We start from the raw sequence: 1,579 nt of genomic DNA on the forward strand, positions 1-1,579 counted from the left end.
CTAGCCCGGATATTGCATCAAGCCAGCGATGACCGCGGCTTGGGCGGCTAATCGCCCACCGCGTGCGGTTTTTCCGTGCGCTCGTCTCGGAAAACCGCCGCAAACGTGTATCGCGGACACACGCCCCCTTCCCCCATGGCTTGTCATCGTGCCGGGGCAGCACTCGGGTCGGGTTATCCCGGCTTCAGGCGTGCGACGACCAGGCGCAGCATGCCGGGGTCTGGATAATGGCTGGACAGATGCAGGCGCACGCGCCGGGTATTGCGCCACACCACGGCGCCGATCTTGAGTAGTCGCAGGCGCAGCGTGCCGACGCTGATTCGCGCCCATCGGGTGCCGGCCAAGGCGAGATCGCGGATGGCATCCATCAAGGCATACGCCAGGCCAGCGAACAGCAGCCGCATCTGATTGGCCCACCAATCGTGGGCGCTGGTGCGATCGGCATACAGATCCAGCTGTTGTTCCTTGATGCGGTTTTCCATATCGCCGCGGGCGCAGTAGATGGCCTCGTAAAGCCACTGGGGATCGCCCGCCAGACTGGTAATCACAAAGCGTGCATTACGCCCGACACCGTTATGCTCGGCCTTGACCAGCAGCCGGCTGGATCGCTTCCAGGAACGCGCGCGGTAGCGGTCTTCGGTGAAAAAACGCGCCGGCTGTCCGGTGCGCCTCTGGGCGATCTCGGCGGCGTCCAGCCAGGGCGCGCTCAACCGCTTGAGCCGATCGTTGACGGCAAATCCCAGAATATAATCGATCCCCAGGCGCTGGCAGGCGTGCAGAATCCGGGGCGTACAAAAGCCGGCATCGGCACGCAGCACGATCTCGACGTCCGGCCAGCGGGCGCGCAGCGCGTGGACCAGCAGGCGCAGGATAGCCGCGGCGTGGTGGGCGCCGTGGCGTGCCGCGCTGCGCAGATAACTCACCAGCAGCTGATCGCCGCAGAACACATAGAGCGGCAGAAAACAGTAGCCGTCGTAGAACCCGTTGAAATAGCGTCCAGCCTGTTCGCCGTGCACGCGGTCGTCGGTGGCATCGAAATCCAGCGTCAGGCGCTTGGGCGGTGTTTTGAACGACGCACAGAAGCGTTCGAACAGTGCCGCGTGTGCCGCCCAGGCAAAATCCGTGTCCGCCGCCTGTTCGAAACGACACAGCGTCGAAGCCGAGGCCAGGGCCTGATCGCGCGACACGGCCGTTTGAAACGCGATATCACGGCGCAGCGCGCCATGGTCGTTGAGATCACAATAGCCCAGGGCCACGCCGAACACGCGTTGGCGCAACAGACTGGCCGCGTCATGCACGCATCGCCTGGGCGAACGGGCGTCGGTCAGACGGCGGCTGACATCGCGCAACAATCCCGTGCGGCGCTCGACTTCGCGTAACAACAGCGAACCGCCATCCGAGGTAATCGCGCCGCCGTCAAAGCGCGCCTCGACCACCCGGCGTTTAAAGTCTGACAGCCGCACACCATCCACGGTACAATCTGGCATCGGCGAAGCTCCGGTTATTTCTTAAGTAATTGGTTGTTACTAAAGAGATTATACCGGCTTCGCCGTTCTGTTTGGTGCAATATCCGGGCTAG

General features: G+C 63.3%; 1 protein-coding gene. It reads right to left on the reverse strand.

What is annotated here, in order from left to right:
* Nucleotides 1-173 precede the first annotated feature (173 nt).
* The gene (locus SAHL_RS02130; protein ID WP_123589773.1) at nucleotides 174-1,487 is read right to left on the reverse strand and encodes an IS1380 family transposase; all 1,314 of its coding nucleotides are present in this window, start codon (nucleotides 1,485-1,487) and stop codon (nucleotides 174-176) included.
* Nucleotides 1,488-1,579 lie beyond the last annotated feature (92 nt).

The organism is Salinisphaera orenii subsp. halophila YIM 95161 (assembly GCF_003732545.1).
Classification (GTDB): domain Bacteria; phylum Pseudomonadota; class Gammaproteobacteria; order Nevskiales; family Salinisphaeraceae; genus Salinisphaera; species Salinisphaera orenii_A.